At 70.1% G+C, this 24,208-nt stretch carries 21 protein-coding genes; 5 read left to right on the top strand and 16 right to left on the bottom strand.

Annotation, left to right across the window (positions count from 1 at the left end; translation table 11 throughout):
• Positions 1 to 31 precede the first annotated feature (31 nt).
• Positions 32 to 1,432 (bottom strand): MFS transporter, encoded by a 1,401-nt coding sequence (locus tag HEB94_RS29995; protein WP_192752985.1) that lies wholly within the window; start codon positions 1,430 to 1,432, stop codon positions 32 to 34.
• Between the two features lie 200 nt (positions 1,433 to 1,632).
• On the opposite strand from HEB94_RS29995, the gene pgm reads away from it, so the two are divergent.
• The 3 genes from pgm to HEB94_RS29980 all read left to right on the top strand — a co-directional run bounded on the left by pgm (position 1,633) and on the right by HEB94_RS29980 (position 5,612).
• Complete coding sequence (gene pgm / locus HEB94_RS29990) at positions 1,633 to 3,285, top strand: phosphoglucomutase (alpha-D-glucose-1,6-bisphosphate-dependent) (protein ID WP_192752984.1); 1,653 nt, start codon at positions 1,633 to 1,635, stop codon at positions 3,283 to 3,285.
• A 122-nt stretch (positions 3,286 to 3,407) separates the two neighbouring features.
• On the top strand, positions 3,408 to 4,472 hold the full coding sequence (locus HEB94_RS29985; protein ID WP_337918050.1) for a lipoate-protein ligase LplAB: 1,065 nt from the start codon (positions 3,408 to 3,410) through the stop codon (positions 4,470 to 4,472).
• Positions 4,473 to 4,637: 165 nt separating this feature from the next.
• Entirely contained in the window at positions 4,638 to 5,612 is a 975-nt protein-coding gene (locus HEB94_RS29980) for a hypothetical protein (RefSeq protein WP_192752983.1), read from the top strand.
• Between the two features lie 158 nt (positions 5,613 to 5,770).
• On the opposite strand, the gene HEB94_RS29975 is transcribed toward HEB94_RS29980, so the two are convergent.
• From HEB94_RS29975 to HEB94_RS29950, 6 genes are all read right to left on the bottom strand, one after another.
• On the bottom strand, positions 5,771 to 6,565 hold the full coding sequence (locus tag HEB94_RS29975; protein ID WP_192752982.1) for an enoyl-CoA hydratase: 795 nt from the start codon (positions 6,563 to 6,565) through the stop codon (positions 5,771 to 5,773).
• Positions 6,562 to 7,845, bottom strand: coding sequence for a CaiB/BaiF CoA transferase family protein (locus HEB94_RS29970; RefSeq protein ID WP_192752981.1), 1,284 nt, complete (start codon positions 7,843 to 7,845; stop codon positions 6,562 to 6,564). The genes HEB94_RS29975 and HEB94_RS29970 overlap by 4 nt, the downstream gene beginning before the upstream one ends.
• Before the next feature lie 80 nt (positions 7,846 to 7,925).
• On the bottom strand, positions 7,926 to 8,762 hold the full coding sequence (locus tag HEB94_RS29965) for a carbohydrate ABC transporter permease (protein ID WP_192752980.1): 837 nt from the start codon (positions 8,760 to 8,762) through the stop codon (positions 7,926 to 7,928).
• Positions 8,759 to 9,649: a carbohydrate ABC transporter permease gene (locus HEB94_RS29960; RefSeq protein WP_202896635.1), complete on the bottom strand. Its 891-nt coding sequence runs from the start codon at positions 9,647 to 9,649 to the stop codon at positions 8,759 to 8,761. The genes HEB94_RS29965 and HEB94_RS29960 overlap by 4 nt, the downstream gene beginning before the upstream one ends.
• 36 nt (positions 9,650 to 9,685) lie before the next feature.
• On the bottom strand, positions 9,686 to 11,128 hold the full coding sequence (locus HEB94_RS29955; protein WP_192752978.1) for an extracellular solute-binding protein: 1,443 nt from the start codon (positions 11,126 to 11,128) through the stop codon (positions 9,686 to 9,688).
• A 37-nt stretch (positions 11,129 to 11,165) separates the two neighbouring features.
• On the bottom strand, positions 11,166 to 11,870 hold the full coding sequence (locus tag HEB94_RS29950) for a GntR family transcriptional regulator (RefSeq protein WP_337918049.1): 705 nt from the start codon (positions 11,868 to 11,870) through the stop codon (positions 11,166 to 11,168).
• Between the two features lie 93 nt (positions 11,871 to 11,963).
• Between HEB94_RS29950 and HEB94_RS29945 the strand changes: the two genes are divergently transcribed.
• Positions 11,964 to 12,953, top strand: coding sequence for an NAD(P)-dependent oxidoreductase (locus tag HEB94_RS29945; protein ID WP_475554340.1), 990 nt, complete (start codon positions 11,964 to 11,966; stop codon positions 12,951 to 12,953).
• A gap of 30 nt (positions 12,954 to 12,983) precedes the next feature.
• Here HEB94_RS29945 and sigJ read toward each other — a convergent pair whose 3' ends face one another.
• Positions 12,984 to 13,964, bottom strand: a complete 981-nt coding sequence (sigJ, locus tag HEB94_RS29940; RefSeq protein WP_238362705.1) for an RNA polymerase sigma factor SigJ — start codon at positions 13,962 to 13,964, stop codon at positions 12,984 to 12,986.
• Positions 13,965 to 14,091: 127 nt separating this feature from the next.
• Here sigJ and HEB94_RS29935 point away from each other — a divergent pair, with 127 nt between their 5' ends.
• A complete protein-coding gene (locus HEB94_RS29935; RefSeq protein WP_192752975.1) occupies positions 14,092 to 14,517 on the top strand; it encodes a nuclear transport factor 2 family protein in 426 nt (141 codons plus the stop codon).
• Between the two features lie 71 nt (positions 14,518 to 14,588).
• On the opposite strand, the gene HEB94_RS29930 is transcribed toward HEB94_RS29935, so the two are convergent.
• From HEB94_RS29930 to uvrC, 8 genes are all read right to left on the bottom strand, one after another.
• On the bottom strand, positions 14,589 to 15,710 hold the full coding sequence (locus HEB94_RS29930) for a dihydrofolate reductase family protein (protein ID WP_192752974.1): 1,122 nt from the start codon (positions 15,708 to 15,710) through the stop codon (positions 14,589 to 14,591).
• Between the two features lie 16 nt (positions 15,711 to 15,726).
• Complete coding sequence (gene tpiA / locus HEB94_RS29925; protein WP_202897480.1) at positions 15,727 to 16,503, bottom strand: triose-phosphate isomerase; 777 nt, start codon at positions 16,501 to 16,503, stop codon at positions 15,727 to 15,729.
• 36 nt (positions 16,504 to 16,539) lie between these two features.
• Positions 16,540 to 17,727 carry a phosphoglycerate kinase gene (locus HEB94_RS29920; protein ID WP_192752972.1) on the bottom strand — a complete coding sequence of 396 codons (1,188 nt, stop codon included), beginning with the start codon at positions 17,725 to 17,727 and terminating at the stop codon, positions 16,540 to 16,542.
• Complete coding sequence (gene gap, locus HEB94_RS29915) at positions 17,724 to 18,746, bottom strand: type I glyceraldehyde-3-phosphate dehydrogenase (RefSeq protein WP_192752971.1); 1,023 nt, start codon at positions 18,744 to 18,746, stop codon at positions 17,724 to 17,726. Before gap ends, HEB94_RS29920 begins: the two co-directional genes overlap by 4 nt.
• Before the next feature lie 184 nt (positions 18,747 to 18,930).
• Positions 18,931 to 19,911 carry a DNA-binding protein WhiA gene (gene whiA, locus HEB94_RS29910; protein ID WP_192752970.1) on the bottom strand — a complete coding sequence of 327 codons (981 nt, stop codon included), beginning with the start codon at positions 19,909 to 19,911 and terminating at the stop codon, positions 18,931 to 18,933.
• A gap of 86 nt (positions 19,912 to 19,997) precedes the next feature.
• Positions 19,998 to 20,987: a gluconeogenesis factor YvcK family protein gene (locus HEB94_RS29905; protein ID WP_192752969.1), complete on the bottom strand. Its 990-nt coding sequence runs from the start codon at positions 20,985 to 20,987 to the stop codon at positions 19,998 to 20,000.
• A complete protein-coding gene (gene rapZ / locus HEB94_RS29900; RefSeq protein ID WP_192752968.1) occupies positions 20,984 to 21,853 on the bottom strand; it encodes an RNase adapter RapZ in 870 nt (289 codons plus the stop codon). The genes HEB94_RS29905 and rapZ overlap by 4 nt, the downstream gene beginning before the upstream one ends.
• A complete protein-coding gene (gene uvrC, locus HEB94_RS29895) occupies positions 21,834 to 24,191 on the bottom strand; it encodes an excinuclease ABC subunit UvrC (RefSeq protein WP_192752967.1) in 2,358 nt (785 codons plus the stop codon). Before uvrC ends, rapZ begins: the two co-directional genes overlap by 20 nt.
• Between the last annotated feature and the right edge of the window lie 17 nt (positions 24,192 to 24,208).

Raw genomic sequence — 24,208 nt, 5'->3', positions numbered from 1 at the left:
GCCGGTCGGGCGACGGACCCGGTGACGGGGCTCAGGAGGAGGTCCGCGCGGCGTCGGGCACTGCGTCGGGTACGGCGGCCGCCTCCTGGGCCGACATCGCCTCCCGGAGCTCGCGCTCCCGCACGGCGTGCTCGTCGGTGCGTGCGTCGTAGCGCCAGAAGTCTCGCAGCCAGGCGGCGACCAGGCCGACTCCCAGCACACACAGCGCCCCGCCGCTCACGATCGACGTCCGCACGCTGGCCGCGTCGGCGACCAGTCCGGCGCGTGCCTCGCCCCCGAGCGGGCCGATGGAGTACGACAACATCTCGATGCCGGCCAGCCGTCCGCGGCGTTCGTCGGGGATCGTCTGGTTCCAGATCACGCTGCGGAAGACGCCGCTGATCATGTCCGACGCCCCGGCGATCGCCAGCGCCACCACGGCGAGCCACACCGAGGGTGCGAGGCCGGCCAGGACCACGGCACCGCCCCAGATCGAGGCGGCGAGAACCACCGCGCGCCCGTGATGGTGGACCCGCGAGGTCCAACCGCTCGTCGCTGTCGCGAGGAGCGAGCCGACGGTACCGGCGGAGTAGAGCAGGCCGAGCGCGGTCGGCTCGTGGAGCACGTCGGAGGCGAACGCCGGGAAGAGCACCGTCGGCATCGCCAGGAGCATCGCCGTGAGGTCGACGACGTAGGTGCCAAGCAGGTCCCGCCGCCGTACGGCGTACCGCAGGCCGTCGGCGATCCCCCGGACCGTTCCGGCGAGCCCGGCCTGGACGCTCGCCGCCAGCGGAGGGTACGGGCGCAGCGCGGCGAAGAAGACGGTGGCGATGGCGAGTCCCGCGACATCGACCGCGTAGGCCCAGGCCGGACCCGCGCTCGCGAGGATCAGGCCGCCGAGCGCCGGGCCGGCGAGCATCCCGGTCTGCAGGCCGATCGAGGAGAGGGTGATCGCCGCCGGCAACTGGTCGTGTCGGACCACGCGTGGGGTCAACGCCTCCCGACTCGGCCGCTGCAGCGCCTGCGCGACGGCGAGCAACGCCCCGACGGTGTAGATCACCGCCACCGACGGTTGCGGCGCCGCGGCGTTCAGGAGCAGGACGGCGGTGAGCAGGCACTGGCCGATGCCGGTGCCGACCAGGACCTTGCGGCGGTCCACCCGGTCGGCCAGGGCGCCGCCGTACAACCCGCAGACGATCAACGGGAACAGCTGGATCAGCCCGAGCGCGCCGACGGCGAAGTTGGAGCCGGTGAGGTGGTAGAGCTGGTAGGGCAGCGCGACGTAGCTGACCATGCCGCCGAGGTAGAAGACGGTGCCGGCGATCCAGAGCAACCGGAAGTCGCGGGAGGTGCGAAGCGGCGTCAGGTCGAGGCGAAGGGCGGCGAGTCGACGGCGCCAGCGCGCGGGACCTCGCCCGCCGGGTGCCGCCTCGGCGGGACGAGGACTTGTCACGAACCCACATTCTCGGCGGTAGGCCGCCGGATGACCAGTCAATTCAGGTCGCGGTGTACGGCCGACAGCGGCCCTGGCAGGCTTGAGTCACCACACAAGCCACGCCGGAAGCACACCGGAAGCATCACGAGCCACACCACCGGCCACACCACGAGAAGCGGCGCGGGTACGCATAGCGCGGTTCCGAAAGGGGCGATCAGATGAGTGTCGACGGACGTGCCGGACAGCAGGCGGAGGTCTCCGACCTGGTCGACGTCCCGCATCTCGTCACCGCCTACTACGCCGGCCACCCCGATCCGGGCGAGGCGGACCAGCAGGTGGCGTTCGGTACGTCCGGCCACCGCGGGTCGAGCCTGGACCTGTCGTTCAACGACGATCACATCGCGGCGGTCAGCCAGGCCATCTGTGAGCACCGCGCGGCCGCCCGCGTGGACGGACCGCTGTACCTCGGACGGGACACCCACGCCCTCTCCGAGCCGGCCTGGACCACGGCCCTGGAGGTCTTCGCGGCCAACGACGTCACCGTCCTCGTCGACGCCCGCGACGGCTACACCCCGACACCCGCCCTGTCCCACGCGATCCTGACGTACAACCGCGGGCGCACGAGCGGGCTGGCCGACGGGGTGGTCGTCACGCCGTCGCACAACCCGCCTTCGGACGGCGGCTTCAAGTACAACCCACCGAACGGCGGACCGGCCGACACCGACGTCACCCGCTGGATCCAGGATCGCGCGAACGCCATGCTCGCGGCCGGGCTCGACGGCGTACGCCGGATCCCACTGAGCCGGGCACGGACGGCGGAGACGACCCACCGGCACGACTTCCTGGATGCCTACGTCGGCGACCTTCCCTCGGTGGTCGACCTGGACGCCATCCGTTCGGCGGGCGTCCGGATCGGGGCCGATCCGCTGGGCGGGGCGAGCGTGGCCTACTGGGGCGAGATCGCCGAGCGTCACGGGCTCGACCTCAGGGTCGTCAACCCGGTCACGGACCCCACCTGGCGGTTCATGACCCTGGACTGGGACGGCAAGATCCGGATGGACTGCTCGTCGCCGTACGCCATGGCGTCCCTCATCGACCAGCGCGAGGCCTACCAGATCGCGACGGGGAACGACGCGGACGCCGACCGGCACGGGATCGTGACACCCGACGGTGGGTTGTTGAACCCCAACCACTACCTCGCGGTCGCGATCTCCTACCTCTTCGGCAACCGCGCCGGCTGGTCGGCCGGTGCCGCGGTCGGCAAGACGCTCGTCAGCTCCTCGATGATCGACCTGGTGGCCGCCGACCTCGGCCGCCGCCTGGTCGAGGTGCCGGTGGGCTTCAAGTGGTTCGTCTCAGGGCTGCTCGACGGGTCGGTCGGCTTCGGGGGCGAGGAGAGCGCCGGCGCGTCGTTCCTCCGTACGGACGGCAGCGTCTGGACGACCGACAAGGACGGCATCCTGCTGGCGCTCCTCGCCTCGGAGATCCAGGCCGTGACCGGTCGCTCGCCGAGCGAGCACTACGCCGACCTCACCGCGCGCTTCGGGGACCCGGCGTACGCCCGGGTCGACGCACCGGCGACGCGTGAGCAGAAGGCGGCTCTCGGCAGGCTGGCTCCCGAGCAGGTGACCGCGACCGAACTCGCGGGCGAGCCCATCACCGCGAAGCTGACCCGGGCGCCTGGCAACGACGCGCCGATCGGCGGTCTTAAGGTCACGACCCGCAGCGCGTGGTTCGCGGCCCGGCCCTCCGGCACGGAGGACGTCTACAAGATCTACGCCGAGTCCTTCCAGGGCCCCGAGCACCTCGCCGAGGTGCAGAAGGAGGCCCGTGCCGTGGTCGACTCCGTACTCACGGGAGCGGGTGCCTAGCTGGTGTCCCGCGGCACGCCAGCGCCTACCCACCCGGGCGCGCGTCGGAAAGGAATCGCCGCCGCCGCGTGTTGTGATGAGGTCCCACCGGCGGGGTGGTCCCGCCGGCGGCGTGGCGACAGGTGGGTGGCACGGTGCACGGCGAGTACAAGGTTCCCGGCGGCAAGCTGGTGGTGGTCGACCTCGACGTCGAGGACGGCATGCTGCGTGACGTCCGGGTCAGCGGCGACTTCTTCCTCGAGCCGGACGAGGCGCTCGAACGCATGGACGCCGCCCTCACCGGCCTGCCCGCGTCCACCGACGCACGGGTGCTGGCGGAGCGGGTCGAGGCCGGTCTGGGGCCGAACGCCGTCCTGCTCGGTTTCTCCCCCCAGGCGGTGGCCGTCGCCGTACGCCGCGCGCTCGCCCGCGCGAGCGAGTGGCATGACCACGACTGGCACCTGATCCACGAGGGCCCCCAGGAGCCGACGCTGCACATGGCGCTCGACGAGGTGCTGGCCCGCGAGGTCGCCACCGAGAACCGGCCGCCGACGCTGCGGATCTGGGAGTGGGGCGCCCCCGCGGTCGTGATCGGCAGTTTCCAGTCGCTGCGCAACGAGGTCGATCCGGAAGGTGCCCGACGGCACGGCATCACCGTCGTACGCCGGATCAGCGGCGGTGGCGCGATGTTCATCGAGCCCGGCAACACCATCACCTACTCGCTTTACGCACCGGCCTCCCTCGTCGACGGGCTGTCCTTCGCCGACTCCTACGCCTACCTGGACGACTGGGTGCTCGGAGCGCTGAACGAGGACCTCGGGGTGAAGGCGTGGTACCAACCTCTGAACGACATCACCTCCGACGGCGGCAAGATCGCCGGGGCGGCCCAGAAGCGGCTCGCCACCGGCGCGGTCCTGCACCACGTGACCATGGCCTACGACATCGACGCCGACAAGATGCTCGAGGTGCTGCGGATCGGGCGGGAGAAGCTGTCGGACAAGGGGACGGCGAGCGCCGCGAAGCGAGTCGATCCGCTTCGCCGGCAGACCGGTCTGTCCCGCGAGGCCATCATCGACAAGATGGTCAGCCACTTCCGCAGGCGGTATGGACTCGTCAACGACTCCCTGACGTCGAAGGAGCTCGCGGAGGCCGAGGAGCTGGTCACAGCGAAGTTCGGGACGGCCGCATGGCGCGCTCGGGTCCCGTGAGGTGAACGGCGGGTGAGAAAACGCCGACCGAAACCGGAAGGGTACAAAACTTCAGTCCCGATTCGCTCCCTTTCCTGAAAGATAGTCCTGCATCTACCAAAGCGGGTGTGTTGTGTCCCAGATCAACCGCTTAGGGCTTCACATCACAGGGGAGGACCGCAAAACATGAGACTGCGCAGCGCAATCGCCGCTACCTCGCTGGTGGCGGCTGGAGGCATTGCCTTCGCTGCTCCTGCCAGCGCCGAGCTCGTCACCCGTTGTGTGGGTGAGGGCGGGGCCGTGACCGTTCCGGGCGACCTCGTCGTCCCGGCCGGCAAGGCCTGCTGGCTCAACGGCACCACCGTCGAAGGAAACGTCCGCGTCCAGGAGGGCGCTGACCTGGTGGTCGACGGCGCGACGTTCAAGGGCACCATCACGGTGCTCCAGAACGGCTACGTCGACACGACGGACAGCACCATCGCGAAGAACGTGAGCACCAAGGACGCGTTCGGTTCCTTCTTCTACTCCAGTGACCTCGGCGCCGCTGTCACCGCCAGGGCCGACGCCGGCTCCGAGTTCGACGGCTTCGTGTACGCCGTCGACTCCAAGGTCACGGGCAAGCTGGACGCTCAGGTTCCGGGCGAGGTCGTCATCGACGGTTCCCAGGTCGGCGGCAACGTCACCGGCCAGGGCACCCGCTACACCGACGTCTACAACTCCACTCTCTCGGGCAAGCTCCTCGTCTCCGGCAACGCCGAGGGCGGCGTGTTCTGCGAGAGCGAGGTGTACGGCGACGCCAGCTACGCCGGCAACTCCGAGACCGTGCAGATTGGTGCCAACGGACCGCTTGCTCCCTGCACGGGCGCCAGCTTCTTCGGCAGCAACCTCGACGTCTCGGGCAACACCGCGAACGTCGTGGTGAGCAACAACATCATCGCCGGCAACCTGAGCGGCGAGGGCAACGACCCGGCTCCGACGGGTGAGAACAACCGCGTCCGCGGAACCCTTGGTGGTCAGTTCGTCGACCTCCAGGCTCCGGCGACGCTGATGAAGCGGATGGCAGTCGCGCAGGACCGTTCCGACGAGGTTGCCGACGAGGCTGCCCAGCGGCGTGCCGCGGCCAAGTCCGAGGCTTCGGCTGCTGGCGACGCCCAGCTCTGAGCGGTTCGACCGCTTCGAACCACCGTTTCACCAGCAACACCGACACAACATGACCGGCACAGCCTGACCGGCACAGCATGATCGCCCGGTCAAAAGGTCGGCACCATCCGTGGCCGGGTCCCGTGAGGGGCCCGGCCACGGGGCTGTCCAGGGCGGACTCAGCGCCCGGTCCAGGTCGGACGCTCCTTGGCCACGAACGCCCGTACCCCCGCCCGGAAGTCGGCGCTGTCGTAGACGCGGTGGATGAGGTCGCTGTCGTCGGGTACCCGGGCTGCCCGGATCCGGCGTACGGCCTCCTTGGCCGCCCACATCGTCAACGGTGCATGGCCGAGTAGCCGCTCCACGAGCGCGTTCGCCGTGGCGTCAACCTCGTCCTGCGCGCACACCTCGGTGAGGAAGCCCGCGGCCGCCGCCTCGTCCGTGTCGAGCAACCGCGCCCGGAGCAACAGGTCGAGGGTGCGTCCGGGACCCAGGTGGTCGACGAGCAGCGCCACCGTGGCGGCCGACAGGCAGTTGCCGACGGTGCGGGCGATGGGTACGCCGAACCTCGAACCGTGGCTCGCGATCCGCAGGTCGCACGAGGCCGCCAGGGCGAGGCCGGCACCGATGCAGTAGCCCGTGACGACGGCCACCGTCGGCACCCGGACACCGGCCAACCGGTCCAGCATGCCGCTCATCCGCCGCTCGTACTCCACCCCGGCGGCACCGCCGACGAACTCCCCGAACTGCTCGATGTCGGTGCCCGCCACGAACGCCTCACCGCCGGCGCCGCGCAGGACCAGCACCCGGATCTCCGGATCGTCCTCGACCCGCGTGCAGGCGTCCATCAACCCGTCGTACATCGCCCAGGTCATCGCGTTTCGCCTGGCAGGGCGGTTGAACGTGACCCGCAGGACCGCACCGTCCCGCTCGATGCGGAGTGTGTCGCCCGCGTCCTCGCCGGTGTCGGTCACGCGTTCCCGCCCTTCCCCGTGGTCTCGCCGGCCAGACCGGCGCTCGAACCACTCTTGCCAGCTTCCCCCGTGGCCGACCCGATCTCCCCACACTGGATCGCTCCGGCCGTCACGAGTCGGTCGATCTCGGACTCCTGGACTCCGGCCCCGACGAGCACGTCCCGGGTGTCGGCGCCGAGCCGTGGCCCCGCCCCGCGGCGTACGGGCGGACTGTCCGACAGCCGCATCGGCGAGCCGATCTGGCGTACGTCGCCCAGGGTGGGGTGGGGCGCGTCCCAGAAGAAGTCGCGCGCCCGCAGGTGTTCGTCGTCGAAGACCTCGCCGTAGTTGGCGATCGGCGCACACGGGACGCCCGCCTCCTCCAGCGCGGCGACCAGGGCGTCGGTCTGCCAACGTCGCGTGGCCGCCTCGATCACGGGGACGAGGCGCTCCCGTAGCAGTTGCCGTTCGTAGGCCTCGGCGTACCGGGGGTCGTCCACGATCTCGCCCAGGTCTAGAACGCCGCAGGCCGCCCGCCACGTCCGAGGGGTGACGGCACCGAACGTGACCCAGCCATCAGCGGTCGCGAACGCCTGGTAGGGCGCCGTGCTCTGGTGCGCGGAGCCGAGCGGGCCGCCGATCTCCCCCGTCGCGAAGAACTTTCCGGCCTCCCAGATGCCGAACGACACCGCGGACTCGAACAGCGAGACGTCCACGTGCTGGCCCTCGCCGGTCACGTCACGCGTGCGCAGCGCCGCCAGGGTCGCGAGCGCGGCGTACAACCCGCAGGTGAGGTCGCACAGGGGTACGCCGACCTTCGCCGGCGCACCGCCCGGCTCCCCCGTGATGCTCATCAGTCCCGCCCGGGCCTGCGCCATCACGTCGAGCCCGGGCAGCATCGCGCGCGGCCCGTCCTGCCCCCAGCCGGACAGTGAGACGTAGACCAGCCGCGGGTTGAGTTCGCGCAACCGGGGGTAGCCGAGGCCGAGCGAGTCCATCGCGCCGGGCCGGAGGTTCTGCAGCAGTACGTCGGCAGAGGCCGCCAGGTGCTCGAACGCCGCCCTGCCCTCGTCGTGTTTGAGGTCGATCGCCACCGACCGCTTGTTGCGGTTGAGGCGGACGAACGGCGAACTCTCCCCCGACAGGTACGGCCCGACCTGTCGGGCCGGATCACCGCGCCCGGGTGGCTCCACCTTCACCACGTCGGCACCCAGGTCGGCGAGCTGCATTCCGGCGAACGGCGCCGCCATGAACACACCCACCTCGAGCACCCGCAGATCGGCCAGGCTCGCGCCGGTCATGTGTACCTCCTTCGTCGTCCCGATCACTTCCCGAAGACGCCCGGCGTGCGCGTCCGACGTGGCGTGGCCAGCCCAACGCCTCACCTGCCCTGGATCCCGGTCATCACGACACCCCGGATGAACTGTCGCTGCGCCACGAAGAAGACGATCAGCACCGGGATCACGAGGAACATCGACGCGGCCATGCTGATGTTCCACGAGGCATCGGTCGGGCTGATGAACGCGCGCAGTCCCAACGCGAGCGTCTTGTTGCCCTCGCTCTGTAGATAGATGAGCGGAAGCAGGAAGTCGTTCCAGTGGTAGACGAAGGAGAAGATCCCGACCGCGACCAGTACCGGCCGCGACAGCGGCAGGATGATGTGCCACCAGATCCGCAGGTTCGACGCACCGTCGAGGCGGGCGGCCTCGTCGAAGTCCCGCGGGATCGTCAGGTAGAACTGCCGGACGAGGAAGATGTTGAACGCGCCACCGCCGAGGAACGACGGCACGATCAAGGGCAGGAACGTGTCGACCCACCCGATCGAGCGGAAGAGCACGAACTGCGGGACGAGCGTGACGACGTCCGGCAGCATCATCGTGCTCAGCAACAGGATGAACAGCACCCGGCGGCCCGGAAAGCGCAGCCGCGCGAAGCCGAAAGCCACCAGCGAACTCGACATCAGCGTGCCGGCGAGCGCGAGCACCGCGATCATCACCGTGTTGGCGAGCCACACCAACAGGGGCGCCCGGCTCATCGCCTCGACGTAGTTGCCCCACTGCAGGGGATCCGGGATCCACACCGGTGGATACGCGAAGACCTGCCCCTGACTCTTCAGCGAGGTCGACACCAACCAGATCATCGGGATCAGGAAGACCAACGCGAGCGCGACCATCACGACGTACAACGCGGCTCGGCGTACGACAGCGACGGCCCTCATCGGGAGTCCTCCCCTTCGTAGTGCACCCAGGACCGGGAGAGCCGGAACTGCAGCAGGGAGAAGACCAGGATCACCACGAAGATGACCCACGCGTAGGCCGCGGCGTAGCCCATCCGGAACTGCTCGAACCCGAGCCGGTAGAGGTACAGGACCGAGAAGAGGGTGGACTGCTCAGGCCCGCCGTTGCCGGCGAGCAGGTAGGCGCTGGTGAAGATCTGGAAGGACGCGATGACGCCGAGAACGAGATTGAACAGGATGACCGGTGAGAGCATCGGCACCGTCACGGCCCAGAACTTGTGCCACCAGTTCGCGCCGTCCACCTCGGCCGCGTCGTGCAGCGACTGCGGGATCCCCTGCAGTCCGGCGAGGAAGATCACCATGGTGTTGCCGATCCCCCACAGGTTCATCAGGATGAACGACGGCTTCGCCGTCACCGGGTCCTGCAGCCACTGGAGTTCGGGCAGTCCGACCATGCGCAGGACCGAGTTGGCCAGACCGACCTCGGGGTTCAGGATCCAGAACCACAGGATGGCGTTGGCCGCGGCCGGCATGACGGCCGGCAGGTAGAACGCCGTCCTGAACACCGACCGGAAGCGCAGCCGGAGGTTCAGGAGCAGCGCTGCGCCGAGGGCGGTCACGAGGTTGAGCGGCACGCTGATCGCGGTGAAGAACGCGGTGTTCCACAACGAGATCCCGACCAGCCGGTCGGACAGGAGCGCCCGGAAGTTGTCCAGCCCGACCCAGACGGGCGGGCTGAACAGGTCCCAGCTCAGGAAGGACATCACCAGGGAGGCGATCATCGGACCCGACACGAGGAACACGAAACCGATCAGCCAGGGCGCGATGAACAGGTAGCCGTCAAGCGCTTCTTTGCGACGTGTGCTCATGCCCTTTCGTCGCTTCGTCGGCGTCAGCATCGACCCTCAGCCCTGCGCGAGGATCGCGTCGATCTGCTCCTTGGCCTTACGTGCGGCCCCGGCCACGTCGTCGGTGGCGCAGGTGGTCCACAGCGGGTCGAAGTGGGTGGCGTAGACCTCCTTGATCCGCGACTGGTTGGCGGGGAACCTGAAGCTGATGACGGTGCGGTCACTGCGTTCGCGCAGTGGATCGACGTGGACCTTGACGAATCCGTCGGTCGGGTTCTCGCGCACCAGGGCGGGAAGCGCCGCGCGGACGCTGGGTGCCCAACGGCGCTGCTCGGCGAACCCACGCTGGACCTGCGGGCTGGTCAGGTGCTTGAGCAGTTTCCAGGCACCGGTCTGGTCCTTCGCCCCCTTCGGGATCGCCCACCCGCTGCAGCCGACCGGGACGAACTGTCCGCCAGGACCTTTGGGCAGGAAGGTGATTCCCCAGGCGAACTTCGTCTTCTCCTCCCGCAGGAAGAAGTCCTGGGAGTGGTGGTTGACCGACATGGCGGTGAGGCCGGAGCGGAACGGGTCACCCTGTCCGAGTTCCTGCGCCGGCGACGGGGTGCTCAGGTCCGCACAGCGCATCGCCCGGAAGAGTTCGAAGTCCGCGCGGGCCGGCGGCTGGTCGATCAGGGTCTGCTGGTAGTCCTCGTCGTACCAGTCCCCACCGAACGCGCGCACGAAGGCGCGGCTGTTCTCGGAGTCGGTGGGAGTTGGCGCCACCCAGTTCAGTCCCCACTGTTTGATCCCCTTGGGATCGAACCCGGCCTGGTCCGGGTTTCGGCCGCGATCGTCGCGGGTCAGGGCGCGGGCCGTCGCCCGCAGGTCCTCCATCGTCCAGTCGTCGCTCGGGTAGTCCAGACCGGCCTCGTCGAACTTGTCCTTGTTGTAGTAGACACCCCAGGCCGCGGAGTCCTTCGGGATGCCGTAGATCTTGTCGCCGTCGGAGAACGCGTCGATGAGTTCCGGAACGAACGTCTCCCGGCCGATGCCGTCGCGTTCCATCAGCGGAGCCAGGTCGAGCAGGGCACCGCGATGGCCGTAGTCCTGCACGATGCTCATGTGCTGGTGGATCAGGTCGGGTACGGCACCACCGGCGAGCAGGGTCGGGAGCTTGGCCATGTAGTCGTCCCAGGCCTCGAAGGTGACACCGACGGTGCTCCCGGCGTTGGCCTTCTCGAAGTCCTGCAGATATCCCTTGTAGAGGGTGCGTTCGAGGCCGAGGTCGGCCGGGGTGATGAAGCGCAGGTTGGTCGAGCTGGGACTGTCGCCGTCCACGCTGTTGCCGAAGGGCGAACACGCGACGGACATCGCGCCAATGCCCGCCACCGCCGCGCCGGTGGCGGCGCGGGCCAGAAAGCCTCGCCGGGAAAGCTCTCGGGCGATGTCGAAGCTGGACCTGTCTCGGCGGGCATCGCCCGCGTCGAAGACGTCACGAGGAGCGGAATGGGCATTCACGGTCCACCTCTTTCGGTGCGTCAGGACCTGCCGTTGATCACCTGATCCCTTGCTTCGCCTGGGTGAAGGACCGCTCCCCGTGGGCGGCGAGCGCCGCCAGAACGGCCTTGGGGTCACCGGACTCGATCACCTCGAGCAGCGTCCGGTGCCGGTTGACGTGCGTACGTAGGTTCTCGTAGTAGTGCTCGCGGGCGTAGAGGTTCATCGCCATGCACAACAACAGCTGCTGGTGCAGCGAGTCGTAGACCCCCTCCAACCGGCGGTGCCCGGCGAGGCCGACGATCGCCCGGTGGAAGTCGTAACCGCGCTGGACGAGATGGGCACGGTCCTCGCGCTCCGCGCAGCGCTCCATCTCCGCGAGGGCGGCGCGACAGCGCACGAGGCGCGCCTCGTCGGTGACCGGTACGCCGAGCTCGATCGCGAGGCGTTCGACGGCGGACCGCAGCGTCAGGATCTCGAACACGTCGTCGTCGGAGAGCCGGGTCACGGTCGCGCCGCGCCGGGGCTGGAGGTCGATCAGCCCTTCGTGCTGGAGCGTCCGCATCGCCTCCCGCAACGGCGGCCGGCTGATGCCGAGATGCTCGGTGAGGCGTTCCTCGATCAGGCGCTCCCCCGGCGCGAGTTCGCCGGCGAGGATCATTCGGCGAAGCTCCTCAGCAGCGAGCTGGACGAGGCTCGGCGGGTCCAGCACCCCACGCCCGGGCCGCGATGCCGCCTCGGCTCCCTGCTCGGCTGCGGACACGCGCCACTCCTCGCGGGCTCGACTCATGCGTGGCGAACTACTGCGTGGCGAAGGTGCCGCGCGAGGCGATGTGGTCGGGCGAACTGCTGCGCGGTGAACGCCGTGTGTGGGTGCTGCGCTGCTGCGTCCTGCGATTCGTGCGTCCTGCGAATCGTGCGTTGTGGAAGACGCTTGCCTGCTGTAGACAATAGTCAAATCGATCGGCGGCTACCAGAGGAGACGGCCATGGTTCCGCTCGAGCGCACGGCCCGGATCGGCTTTGTCGGCCTGGGAAACCTCGGCCTCCCGATGGCCACCGCGCTGGTCCGGGCGGGCTGGCCGGTCACGGCCTACGACGTCCGCCGGAAGGCCGTCGACGCGGCGGTGGCGGCCGGCGCGGACGGCGCCGACTCGCTCGACGCCCTCGCCGGGTGCCAGGTCCTCGCCCTCGCCGTACCCGACGACGAGACGGTCACCGCCACCCTCCACGCGCCGAAACTGCTCGACCGACTCGCCCCCGACCCGGTGGTCCTCGTCCACAGCACCGTCCTGCCCGCGACCGCTCGGGCTCTCGGCGAGGCCGGCCGCGAGCGGGCTCTCACCTTCCTCGACGCACCGGTGAGCGGCGGGGCGGAACGCGCCGAGCAGGGCACGCTCACCGTCATGGTGGGTGCGGACGAACCGGCGCTGGAGCGCGCCGCGCCCTACCTCGACACCATCGCCGCGGATGTCGTCCACGTCGGTCCACCGGGAGCGGGCGCAGCCGCCAAGCTCGCCAACCAGCTGATGATGTTCGCCGCGCTCGCCGGCACCCACGAGGCGCTCCGTCTCGCCGAGGCCTACGACGTCGACCCGAAGACGGCGCTCGAGGTCGCCCACACGAGCACCGGCGACTCCTGGGTCGCCCGTGAGTGGGGGTTCTTCGACCGGGTGACCGGTGCGTACGACGCGGCCGACGTACCCGTCCACTCCCGCCCGTGGAGCAAGGACCTCTGGGAGATCGTGGCGGCGGCCCGCGCGGCCCGGATCCAACTGCCGGTCGCGGGGCTGCTCTCCCAGACCCTGGCCGACGTCGTCGAAGGCCACGCCGACACCGATCGCTGAGCCTGGTCCCGGGACATGTGACACCGCCCATCAGCGCAGGTGGGCGAGCTTGTCCGGGTTCAGCACGGCGCGGATCGTCTGGACCCGCTGCCCGTCCAGTTCCAGTGCGAACACGAGGTACGGGTGGTCGTTCGCGCGCACCACGGCACCCGGCCCGGTGTTGACCTCGACGACCTCGACGCCCAGCCCGTCGGGCCAGAACTCCCGCACCGAGGCGAGATAGCGGGCGACGACGACCGCGCCGTGCAGGGCCTCCCTCGGGGTCTCCGACCGGCCGTCCGCGTCGGCCCACATGGTGACGTCCGGAGCGAGCAGGTCCATCAGCGCGCCCAGGTCACCGCCGACGGCAGCGGCCAGGAAACGTTCGGTGATCTCCCGGTGCTGACTCGCCGTCGGACGTTGCCGCGGTCGCCGCGCCTGCACGTGCTGACGGGCGCGGTAGGCCAGTTGCCGTACGCCCCGCTCGGTCCGCCCGAGGATGGCGCCGATCTCGGCGTAGGTGTACCCGAACGCCTCGTGCAGAACGAAGACCGCGCGTTCGACCGGAGCGAGCGTCTCGAGAACGACGAGCAGCCCCATCGACACCGACTCGGCCAGCTCGACCTGACGCCCCACGTCCGGACCGCCGTCCGCACCAGAAGGGTCAGACACCTCGAAGGCCGTCAGCAGCGGCTCGGGCAGCCACGGCCCGACGTAGGACTCACGGCGCGCCCGCACCCGGCGGAGCTGGTCGATCGCCTGGTTGGTGACCAGCCGGAACAGGTAGCCGCGCGGATCCTCCACCTCACCGGGGTCGACCCGACTCCAGCGCAGCCACGCCTCCTGGACGACGTCCTCGGCGTCGGCACGAGTCCCGAGGATCCGGTACGCCACCGCGAACAGCGACTCCCGCCGCCTCGCGAACTCCCCCGCGACGTCCGTCCCCTCCGCCTCCCGACCTGGCGGCCGTGCGTCCTGCGCTTCGACCACCTCGTCCACCACCTCGTCCGGCATCCCGTCCCGTCCCACCATCGCCACGGTCGTCCCCCTCCTCGTCTCGGTGCCCCACCTACGACGCTCGCGGCGCGGCGAACGTCACGCGTGACGTTTCCGACACGGCGTCCGTCGTAGGGGCAGGCCGAACGGAAGGAAACCTCTCATGACCTCGACACCGACGACGAGCACCGATCGCGCACGGCCGGTCGACAACCGCGCCCTGGTCCTCGACCTGCTCGCGCGATTCGGCGCGGGTGACCTCGACGGCGCGGCTGACCTGCTGCACGACGAGTTCGTGTCCCACAACCCACGCGTGCCGCACGACCCGGCGACCTCGAGTGGGCGCGACGCCTTCACCGCGTTCTTCGAGGGCCCGGTTGGTCAGGCCCTGCTCGCTGCCACCTCCGACGTACGCCGGGTGATCTGCGACGGCGAGTACGTCGTCGTCCACCACCGCATCGTCCCCGGCCGGCCTCCGGAGGTGGCAGCGGTGGACATCTTCCGGGTCCAGGACGGTCGGATAGCCGAGCACTGGGACGTCGTACAGCCGGTCCCCGAGACGCCGGTCAACCCGCACGGCATGTTCTGACCGGCCATCACCGACCGGCACCTACCAACACTGACCAGCACCGACGCCGGCCAGCGCCCACCAGCGGACGGTCAGCGGTCAGCGGTGAAGAGGTGCGCGTTGATCTCTCGCACCAGCGGAGCCAACTCGGGGATCTCGACGACTTCCGCCCCCGCCTCCCGCAACTGCTCGACGCCATGGCAGTCGACGAACAACGCGGGTTCCCGCCAGGCGATCACGACGCGCCGGATCCCGGCGGCGAGGGTGAGCTCGGCGCATGGGCGGGGGCGGGAGGCCCGGCTGGTGCAGGGCTCCAGGCTGGAGTAGAGCGTCGCGGTGGCGAGCCGAGGGTCGCCCGGGGGGACCCGGCTCAGCGCGACCTCCTCGGCGTGGTCGTTGGGGTCGGTCTCGCGGGAGTAGCCGCGGGCGAGTTCGCGTCCCTCCGCGTCCACGATCACCGCGCCGACGGCGTACGCCGACTCCGTACGCGGGCACAGGCGGGACAGCTCGATCGCCTCGCGAAGCCAGAAGTGGTCGGCGGCGGCGAGCAGGTAGCGAGCGAGGACGACGTCGCCGATCTGACGCACCTCGGCGAGCCGCATCCGCTGGTCGGGGCCGTGCGGAAACGTTCCCGCGCCGACGAAGCGGGTACCGTCCGGATCGCCGACGAAGAAGGGCGCGACGACCAGATGTAGCTCGTCGACCAGGCCCGCGGTCAGGAACTCCGTGTGGATCCGGCTGCCGCCCTCGACCAGGAGCCGCCGGATGCCGCGCACCCACAGGTCGGCGAGCAGCGCCGACAGGTCCAGCCGCTCCCCCAGGTCGACGACCACGGCGAGATCGCCGAGCCGGTCGGTGAGCGACCCAGCCGTACCGCCCGCGGCGTAGACGATCCGGCCCGCCTCACCCGCGGTGAAGAAGGCCGCGTTCGGGTCGAGGTCGCCGCTTCCGGTGAGGGTGACCTTCCACGGATTGGCGGGCCGCCCCGCGGCGACCCGCGCCTGCCGGCGTAGCGATGAGCGCACCAGCAACCGCGGGTCGTCCCGGCGGATGGTCTCCGCGCCGACCAGGATCGCGTCACAACTCGCCCGTACGTCGTCCACCCGGTCGAAGTCCGCGTCGTTGGACAGCAGCAACCTGGTAACGTCGCCGTCGTCCAGGTAGCCGTCGACGGACATCGCGGCACTCGCGACGACGTACGGGCGACGGGGCATGCCGATCACCCGCCGGTCAGGACGGCAGGTTCGGCAGCTCGTGGTAGCGGCAGATGCCGGCGAACTCCTCCGGATCGAGGCTCGCGCCACCGACCAGGCAGCCGTCAACGTCGTCCTGCGCCATGATGCCGGTGACGTTGGACGACTTCACCGAGCCGCCGTAGAGCACCCGCACGGCGGCGGCGATGTCGGCGTCGTACGCCTCGGCGACGGCCGCACGGATGGCGGCGCACACTTCCTGCGCATCCGCCGGCGTGGCGACCTCGCCGGTGCCGATCGCCCAGATCGGCTCGTAGGCGATGACGGTCTCCGCGACCTGTTCGGCCTTCAGACCTTCCAGAGCCGCCCGCACCTGTCCGACGGTGTGCTCCACCTGCCGGCCCTCGCGGCGTACGTCGAGGCCCTCGCCGACGCAGAGGATCGGCGTCAGACCGTGCCGGAACGCCGCCTGCACCTTGGCGTTGACGACCTGGTCGTCCTCGTCGTGGTACTGCCGGCGTTCGGAGTGGCCGGCCAGGACGTAGGCGCACCCCAGCTTCGCCAGCATGCCGCCGGACACCTCACCGGTGTAGGTGCCGCTGTCGCGCTGGCTGATGTCCTGGGCACCGTGCCGCAACCGGAGCTTGTCACCGTCGATCAGTGTCTGCACGGACCGGATCGAGGTGAACGCCGGCAGAACGGCGACCTCCACCCGCTCGTAGTCGTGCTTCTTGTCCTGCAGGATCCAGGTGAGCTTCTGGACCAGGTGGACGGCCTCGCGGTGGTCGAGGTTCATCTTCCAGTTGCCGGCCATCAAAACCCTGCGGCCGGCCTGCTTCGTCGCCACTGTCTAGTCCTCCAGGACCGCGATGCCCGGCAGGGTCTTGCCCTCGAGGTACTCGAGGCTCGCACCACCACCGGTCGAGATGTGACCGAACGCGTCCTCGGCGAATCCGAGGGAACGTACCGCGGCCGCCGAGTCACCGCCACCGACGACCGACAGGCCGTCGACCTTGGTGAGCGCGTCGGCGACGGCGCGGGTGCCCTCCGCGAAAGCCGGGATCTCCGAGACGCCCATCGGGCCGTTCCAGAAGATCGTGCGGGCACCGGCGAGCCGGTCGGCGAAGAGCCGAGCGGACTCCGGGCCGATGTCGAGACCGAGCCGGTCGGCCGGAATCGAGTCGACCGAAACGACGTCGTGGTCGGCGTCGCCGGAGACGGCCGTGGCGGCCACGACGTCGACCGGCAGCACGATCCGGTCGCCCGCCTGGGCGAGGTATCCCTTGACCGTCTCGATCTGGTCGGCCTCGAGCAGGCTCTTGCCGATCTCGTGTCCCTGCGCGGCGAGGAACGTGAACACCATTCCGCCGCCGATCAGCAACATGTCGGCCTTGCCGAGCAGGTTCTCGATGACGCCCAGCTTGTCGGAGACCTTGGCCCCGCCCAGCACGACCGCGTAGGGCCGCTCGGGGTCCTCGGTCAGCCTGCGGAGGACGTCGACCTCGGCGAGCACGAGCCCACCGGCCGCGTGCGGCAACCGGCGCGCGACGTCGTAGACGCTCGCGTGCTTGCGGTGGACGGCACCGAAACCGTCGGAGACGAACGCGTCCGCGAACCCCGCGAGCTCGTCGGCGAGGGCGCCGCGCTCGGCGTCGTCCTTGCTGGTCTCGCGGGCGTCGAAGCGGACGTTCTCGAGGAGGGCGACCTGGCCGTCCTGGAGACCGTCAACCGTCGCCTGCGCGCTCTCGCCCACCAGGTCGGTGGCGAAGGCGACCGGCGCGCCGAGCAGCTCACTGAGCCGCCCGGCCACCGGACCGAGCGAGTAACGCGGGTCGGGCTCGCCCTTGGGCCGCCCGAGGTGGGCGGTGACGACGACCCGTGCGCCCTTCTGGGAGAGCGCACGGATCGTCGGGACACTGGCCCGGATCCGACCGTCGTCGGTGATCTTGTCACCGTCGAGCGGAACGTTCAGGTCGGAGCGGACCAGGACCCGCTTGCCGCGGAGATCGCCGAGATCGTCGATACTCGCGACGGTCACAGGGACCGACCCACGAGGCCGGCGACGTCGACGAGGCGGTTGGAGTAACCCCACTCGTTGTCGTACCAGCCGACGACCTTGACCTGGTTGCCGTTGACCATCGTCAGCGACGAGTCGAACGTGCAGCTCGGCGCGGTGTTGACGATGTCGGAGGAGACGATCTCGTCCTCGGTGTAGAGGAGGATGTCCTTCAGCGGGCCATCGGCGGCGGCCTTGAACGCCTCGTTGACCTCTTCCTTGGTCGTCTCGCGCTCGAGGTCGACCACGAGGTCGGTCACCGAACCCGTCGGCACCGGCACCCGGAAGGCCATGCCGTCGAGCTTGCCCTTGACCTCGGGGATCACGAGGCTCGTCGCCTTCGCGGCGCCCGTGGTGGTCGGGACGATGTTGATCGCGGCGGCGCGGATGCGGCGCAGGTTGACCGCGCCCTTGCGGCTGACCGCGATCTGGTCGAGCAGCTGCTGCTCGCTGGTGTAGGCGTGGATCGTCGTCATCAGGCCCTTGACGATCCCGAAGTTGTCCAGCAGCACCTTGGTCATCGGCGCGACGCAGTTGGTGGTGCAGGACGCGTTGGAGATGATCGTGTGCTTCGACGCGTCGTACTTGTCGTCGTTGACGCCGAGCACGAGCGTGATGTCCTCACCGGTGGCCGGCGCGGAGATGATCACCTTCTTGGCCCCGGCGGCGACGTGCTTGCGGGCGTCCTCGGCCTTGGTGAACCGGCCCGTCGACTCGATGACGATGTCGGCACCGAGCTCCTTCCACGGCAGCGCGGCCGGGTCGGTCTCGGCGGTCGCACGGAACGACTTGCCGTCGACCGTCAGGGTCGTGTCGTCGTAGCTGATGTCGGCGTCAAGCTTGCCGAGCACCGAGTCGTACTTCAGCATGTGGGCCAACACGTCGTTGCCGGTGAGGTCGTTGACCCCGACAATCTCGATGTCGGCACCCTGGGCGAGTACCGCCCGGAAGAAGTTACGGCCGATCCGGCCGAAGCCGTTGATTCCAACCCGAATGGTCACAGGACGCTCCCTCGCATGGGTCGTTGCTCATATTGCATCCGCGCAGCGGACAGGGGCCTGGCCTCATCGCCTGGCGGGCTTTCCCTGCGTGCGCCGAGGCATATCCCGAACGGGAGACTATCTCGTCTCTCCCAACCCAACGTGACCAGCCCTCATGGGGGCGGACCAGCCACAGACCCGCAGGTCAGGAACCCATCATCTCCGGGGTGAGGTTGGCCTCGGTCCCGGGAATCCCGAGATCGGTGGCGCGCTTGTCCGCCATCGCGAGGAGTCTCCGGATCCGACCCGCGATCGCGTCCTTGGTCAGCGGCGGCTCGTGGATCTGGCCCAACTCCTCCAGGCTCGCCTGGCGGTGCTCGAGGCGGAGCCGACCCGCCAGCTTCAGGTGATCGGGTACCTCCTCGCCGAGGATCTCCAGCGCCCGCTGCACCCGCGCCCCGGCGGCCACCGCGGCCCGGGCCGAACGCCGCAGGTTGGCGTCGTCGAAGTTGGCGAGGCGGTTGGCGGTCGCCCGGACCTCGCGCCGCATCCGGCGCTCCTCCCAGGCCATCAGGCTCTCGTGTGCGCCGAGCCGCGTGAGCAGGGCGCCGATCGCGTCACCGTCGCGGATCACCACCCGGTCGATGCCACGCACCTCGCGCGCCTTCGCGGCGATCCCGATCCGGCGGGCCGCGCCGACGAGCGCGAGCGCCGCCTCCGGGCCGGGGCAGGTCACCTCGAGCGCTCCGGAGCGCCCCGGCTCGGTCAGCGAGCCGTGCGCGAGGAACGCGCCACGCCAGGCGGCGACGGCGTCGCAGGTGGAGCCGTTGACGACCTGCGGCGGAAGACCCCGGACCGGCCGACCTCGTCCGTCGAGCAGACCGGTCTGGCGGGCGAGTGCCTCGCCCTCCTTGACGACGCGTACGACGAATCGGTTCGACTTGCGCAGGCCGCCGGGAGCGAGGACGAGCACGTCACTGGGATGCCCGAAAACCTCGGCGATCTCTCTGCGTAGTCGGCGCGCGGACGCCCCGGTGTCGAGCTCGGCTTCGATGACGATCCGGCCGCTGACGATGTGCAGGCCGCCGGCGAAACGCAGGGTCGCCGACACCTCCGCTTTGCGGCAGCAGGGCTTTGTGACTGTCGCACTCGTAAGCTCCGCCTTGACATGAGCCGTCATCGCCATGGCCCGATCCTGCCACGAATGGGGAATCCTTACCGCGAATGGGTCGAGCCGGTGAGTCTTCTTGGGATCAAATCGGCCACGGAGAGTCACCCAGATAACACTTTGGCATACACCCGCGCCAGCCGTTGCGGATCGTGACGAGGGGAGCCGTCCGCCCAGGCTACGTCCGCGACCACGAGTTCGGCCCCGAGTTGGGCGGCGGCCGCGGCGAGCGCAGGCTGATCGGCGACGAACGCGTCGTCGGCGACCACGACGTCGATGCGCAGGTCGGGCGCGTGCGCGGCCAGGACCTCCAGATGCCGCTCCGGTGAGAAGCCCCGGGTCTCCCCCGCCTGTGGGGCGAGGTTGAGGGTCAGGACCCGGCGGGCCCTGGTCTCGTGCAAGGCCTTCGCGAGCTCGGGGACCAGCAGGTGGACGAGCACGCTGGTGAACCACGACCCCGGCCCGAGTACGACCCCGTCCGCGCCGCGAATGGCCTCGACCGCCTCCGGACAGGCCGGCGGGTCCGACGGCTCCAGGGCCACGCTGCGGACCCGTCCGGTGGTTCGGGCCACCTCGGACTGGCCGCGCACGGTGCGAACCCCAGCGGGGTCCGTCGGGTCGAGCCCCTCGACCTGGGCGGTGATCTCGAGGGGCACCGAACACATCGGAAGGACCCGGCCGCGGGCGCCGAGCAGGCTCGCCACCCAGTCCAGCCCAGCGACGTGGCTGTCGGCGAGGGGCCCGGTCGCGCGCTCCGCGAGGCGTTCCCACAGCGCCACGATGAGGAGGTTGCCGACCGCGTGGCCGGCGAGGTCACCGTCGCTGGTGAACCGGTGCTGGAGCACCTCGGCCCAGGTGCGGCCCCACTCGTCGTCGCCGCACAGCGCCGCCAGCGCCTTCCGGAGGTCGCCGGGCGGCAGGACGCCGAACTCCGAACGCAGCCGCCCGGAGGAACCGCCGTCGTCGGCGACCGTCACCACCCCGGTGAGTCGCTCGGTGACCTGCCGCAACGCCGAGAGCGACGCCGCCAGCCCGTGCCCGCCGCCGAGGGCGACGATCTTCGGCCCGGCGGACTCGGCGTACGGCGCGCTCATTCGCGCCCCAGGTCACGGTGCAGGACGAGGTTGCCGATGCCGCGGGCGCGCAGTCGGGTGCCCAGCTCCTCGGCCATGGCCACGCTGCGGTGCTTGCCACCGGTACAGCCGACCGCGATGGTGGCGAACCGCTTGCCCTCCCGCAGATAGCCACGGGCCAGCAGGGTGACCAGACCTTCGTACTGGTCGAGGAAGGGAATCGCGTCGTCCTGCTTCATGACGTATTCGCGGACGTCGGGATCAAGGCCCGTCTGTCCGCGCAGTTCGGGCTGCCAGTGCGGGTTGGGGAGGAACCGGCAGTCGACCACGAGATCGGCGTCGACCGGGATGCCGTATTTGTAGCCGAAGGACACGATGGTGGCCTGCAGCGCGTGGTCGTCCTCGCCTCCGAAGGCGTTGACGAGCTTCGCGGCGAGCTGGTGGACGTTGAGGGTGGACGTGTCGATGACCAGGTCGGCGTCGGCCCGCAGCTCGCGCAGGGCTTCGCGCTCGCGGGCGATGCCGTCCAGGACTCGGCCGTCGCCCTGCAGGGGGTGGGGTCGGCGGACGCTTTCGTACCGGCGGACGAGCACCTCGTCACCGGCCTCGAGGAACAGCAGCATCGGACGTACGCCACGAGCGCGCAGCGCCTCCAGCGCACCCTGCAGCGCGGCGAAGAACGAACCGGACCGCACGTCGACGACCACCGCGATGCGCGAGACCGATCGGTCACCTCCCCCGACCAGCTTCACGATCGTCGGGAGCAGCTCCGGCGGGAGGTTGTCGACGACGAACCATCCCAGGTCTTCCAGCACGTCTGCCGCCGAGCTGCGCCCGGCGCCGGACATGCCGGAGACGAGTACCAGCTCAGGTGGTCGTGTCGCCATGGCTTGCTCCCCGTGTGTGTGCGAGAGGTCGCATACTGCCCTCATCGTCGGAGGAGGTCGACGGCGGGTCCTCCTCCTCGAGAATCTCGCCGGTCGCGGTGTTGATGGCCGGACGCGACGTACGCCGTACGCCCTGCAACGCCGCGACCACGGCCTCGGCGGTGCGGGCACCGATACCGGGCACCTCGGAGACCTCCTCGACGGTCGCGGCCCGGAGCCGCCGGAGTGAGCCGAACTTCCGGAGCAGGGCCTTGCGCCGAGTCTCCCCCAGGCCGGGCACCTCGTCGAGGAGGCTCTCCACCATCGACTTCGAGCGCTTCTGCCGGTGGAAGGTGATCGCGAACCGGTGCGCCTCGTCACGGACCCGTTGCAGAAGGTAGAGACCTTCGCTGGTACGAGGGAGGATCACCGGGTCCTCCTGGCCGGGCAGCCAGACCTCCTCCAGCCGCTTCGCGAGCCCGCACACGGGTACGTCGTCGATGCCGAGCTCGTCCATTGCCCGCTGCGCGGCGGCGACCTGTGGCGGGCCGCCGTCGACCACCAGCAGGCCGGGGGCGTAGGAGAACTTCCGCTGCCGGCCGGTCTCGGGGTCGATGCCGACAGGCACGCCCGAGGTGGCACCGCCATCGCTCGCGTCCCGCGCCTCGGGGACCCCGGTGCGGGCCGCGCTCCCGGTGGACGCCGCGACGCCGGCTCCCCGGCTGTCAGTCACCCCAGCGCCGCTGACCGTCTCACCGCTGACGTCCGTACCGCTGACGTCCGTACCGCTGACGTCCGTACCGCTGACGTCCGTACCGCTGACGTCCGTACCGCTGACGTCCGTACCGCTGACGTCCGTATCGCTGACCTCGGCACCGGCGGCCTCCGCGTCCGCCGGGTCGGCGTCGCCGACGCCTTCGGGTCCTCCGCCGCCGAGCTCACCGGTCTCGGCCCGCTCGTCGAGGTAGCGCTGGAACCGGCGGGTGATCACCTCGTGGATGGAGGCGACGTCGTTGGAGCCATCGCCCCGGCCGCGTGCCTTCACCGTGAACCTGCGGTAGTCGCCCTTGCGAGGCAGGCCGTCCTCGAAAACCACCATCGAGGCCACCACGTCCGAGCCCTGCAGGTTGGAGATGTCGTAGCACTCGATCCGCAGCGGCGCGTCGTCGAGGCCGAGCGCTTCCTGGATCTCCTGGAGGGCCCGACTGCGGGTGGTCAGGTCGCTCGCCCGCTTGGTCTTGTGCAGGCCGAGGGCCTCGGTCGCGTTGCGCGCGACGGTCTCCAGCAGGCCGCGCTTGTCTCCGCGCTGCGGGACCCGCAGGTCGACCCGGGCGCCCCGGCGCTCGCTCAGCCAGGTGACCAGTGCCTCGTCGTCGGCCGGCACGGCCGGGACCAGCACCTCGCGCGGAACCGACTCACCCGCCTCGCCGCCGTAGAGCTGGGTGAGGAGGCGTTCGACCAACTCACCGGTCTCGGCGTCGTCGGTCTTGTCGGCCACCCAGCCGCGCTGGCCGCGGATCCGGCCGCCCCGGACGTGGAAGACCTGGACGGCGACCTCGAGCTGGTCCTCCGCGAGCGCGATCACGTCGGCGTCGGTGCCGTCGGCCAGGACCACGGTGTTCTTCTCGAGTGCCCGCTCGAGCGCCTTGAGGTCGTCCCGGAGCTTCGCCGCCCGCTCGAACTCGAGTTCGGAGGACGCCTGCCTCATCTCACGCTCGACCCGCTTGATGTAGGGCGCCGCGTGGCCCGCCATGAAGTCGCAGAAGTCCTCGACGATCTCGCGGTGCTCCTCCTGGCTCACCCGACCGACGCAGGGAGCGGAGCACTTGCCGATGTAGCCGAGCAGGCACGGGCGGCCGATCTGACCGGCGCGCTTGAAGACGCCCTTCGAACAGGTGCGGGCCGGAAAGACCCGCAACAGCAGGTCGAGCGTCTCCCGGATCGCCCAGGCGTGGGAGTAGGGCCCGAAGTAACGGACGCCCTTCCGCTTCGCGCCGCGCATCACCTGCAGGCGCGGGTAGTCCTCGTTGAGCGTGACCGCGAGCCACGGGTAGCTCTTGTCGTCGCGGTACTTGACGTTGAAGCGGGGGTCGAACTCCTTGATCCAGGAGTATTCGAGCTGCAGCGCCTCCACCTCGGTGTTGACCACCGTCCACTCGACCTTGGCGGCCGTCTGGACCATGGCCTGGGTGCGGGGGTGAAGGGCGGCGAGATCCTGGAAGTAGGACGCGAGCCGGGAACGCAGGCTCTTGGCCTTGCCGACATAGATGACCCTGCCGCGGGCGTCGAGGAATCGGTAGACGCCCGGCGCGTCGGGAACCGAGCCGGGTGTGGGTCGATAGGTCGCGGGATCTGCCACTTTTCCGAGCCTAGGCG

Origin of the sequence: Actinopolymorpha pittospori, from assembly GCF_014873875.1 — a bacterium.
GTDB lineage: Bacteria > Actinomycetota > Actinomycetes > Propionibacteriales > Actinopolymorphaceae > Actinopolymorpha > Actinopolymorpha pittospori.
This window is presented reverse-complemented; position numbering and strand designations above follow the sequence as displayed.